Origin of the sequence: Anaerotruncus massiliensis (ex Togo et al. 2026) (genome assembly GCF_030825285.1) — a bacterium.
In the GTDB taxonomy this organism is placed as follows: domain Bacteria; phylum Bacillota; class Clostridia; order Oscillospirales; family Ruminococcaceae; genus Anaerotruncus; species Anaerotruncus massiliensis.
Window position 1 is genome coordinate 70,031 of the sequence record NZ_JAPJQF010000010.1, and the last position, 1,681, is coordinate 71,711.

Annotated in this window: 1 protein-coding gene; it reads left to right on the forward strand. The window is 67.0% G+C overall.

Annotated elements, in window-relative coordinates:
• The first annotated feature begins 62 nt into the window (after window positions 1–62).
• Window positions 63–1,445, forward strand: coding sequence for a TrpB-like pyridoxal phosphate-dependent enzyme (locus RCI06_RS05395; RefSeq protein WP_101549913.1), 1,383 nt, complete (start codon window positions 63–65; stop codon window positions 1,443–1,445).
• The last annotated feature ends 236 nt before the right edge of the window (window positions 1,446–1,681 follow it).

A 1,681-nucleotide genomic window follows, 5' to 3' on the forward strand; every position in this document is an offset into this window, starting at 1 on the left:
GCAAAAGCCTTTTTTGTTTGCCCGTTTGTTTGCAAATCCAACATCTGAAAGGAGCACCCGCCATGAAATCGAACAACGTGCCGCACAGGATCTATCTCTCCGAGGACCAGATTCCCCGCCAGTGGTACAACCTGCGCGCCGATATGAAGGAACAACCCGACCCGATGCTCAATCCCGCGACGATGCGGCCGGTCACCGAGGCCGACCTGCGCCCCGTCTTCTGCGACGAGCTGGCGCACCAGGAGCTCGACGCCGTGACCCGCTACGTCGACATCCCCGAAGAGATCCGCGAGTTCTATAAAATGTACCGCCCCTCCCCGCTCATCCGCGCCTACAGCCTGGAGCGCGCGCTGGGCACCCCGGCGAAGATCTACTACAAGTTCGAGGGCAACAACACCTCCGGCAGCCACAAGCTCAACTCCGCCGTGGCGCAGGCCTACTACGCCAAGCGGCAGGGGCTCAGGGGGCTTACCACCGAGACGGGCGCCGGCCAGTGGGGCACCGCGCTCGCCGAGGCGTGCTCCTATTTCGGGCTGCCGCTGACCGTCTACATGGTCAAGGTCTCCTACAACCAGAAGCCCTTCCGCAAGGCGGTCATCCAGACCTTCGGCGCGGACGTGGTCGCCAGCCCGAGCGACACCACCGAGGCCGGGCGCCGCATCCTCGCCGCCGACCCCGAGACGGGCGGAAGCCTCGGCTGCGCCATCTCCGAGGCGGTCGAAAAGGCCGTCTCCACCGAGGGGTACCGCTATGTGCTCGGCTCGGTGCTCAACCAGGTGCTGCTCCACCAGTCGGTCATCGGCCTTGAGAGCAAGACCGCGATGGAGATGATCGGCGAGTATCCCGACGTGATCATCGGCTGCGCGGGCGGCGGCTCCAACCTCGGCGGACTCATCGCCCCCTTCATGCAGGATAAGCTGACCGGCAGAGCCGACCCCCGCATCGTCGCGGTCGAGCCCGCCTCCTGCCCCTCCCTCACCCGCGGGCGGTACGCCTACGACTTCTGCGACACCGGCCGGATTACCCCGCTCGCCCGCATGTACACCCTCGGCTGCGGCTTCATCCCCTCCGCCAACCACGCGGGCGGGCTGCGTTACCACGGCATGTCCCCCATCCTCTCCAAGCTCTACCACGACGGCTACATGGAGGCCGTGTCGGTCGAGCAGACCAAGGTGTTCGAGGCCGCCGTCTTCTTCGCCAAGCAGGAGACCATCCTCCCCGCCCCCGAGAGCGCGCACGCCATCCGCGCCGCGATCGACGAGGCACTGCGCTGCAAGGAGACGGGCGAGGAAAAGACCATCCTCTTCGGCCTCACAGGCACCGGCTACTTCGACATGACCGCCTATTCCGCCTTCCACGACGGCGTCATGAGCGACTACATCCCCACCGACGCCGACCTGCAGAAGGGCTTCGACGGGCTTCCCGCCATCCCCGGCGTCCGGTAAGCACCCAAAATAAAAGCGGCGCGCCGTCCGGATGGACGGCGCGCCCCGGTTACATTTTGTTAGACAGTTGGACCCCGCGGGCGGGGGTGTGGCACGGCGGGGTTTGGGGGCAGACGGGGCCCCGGGGGGGGGGTTCCCGTCGGTGGGGGGAGGTCTCGCACACGCCGGGGCACAAAGGCGCCCAGCCGGACTTGGTCCGGCTGGCCCGCCGTCTGGGCCTGTGGGCCTTGCGGGTG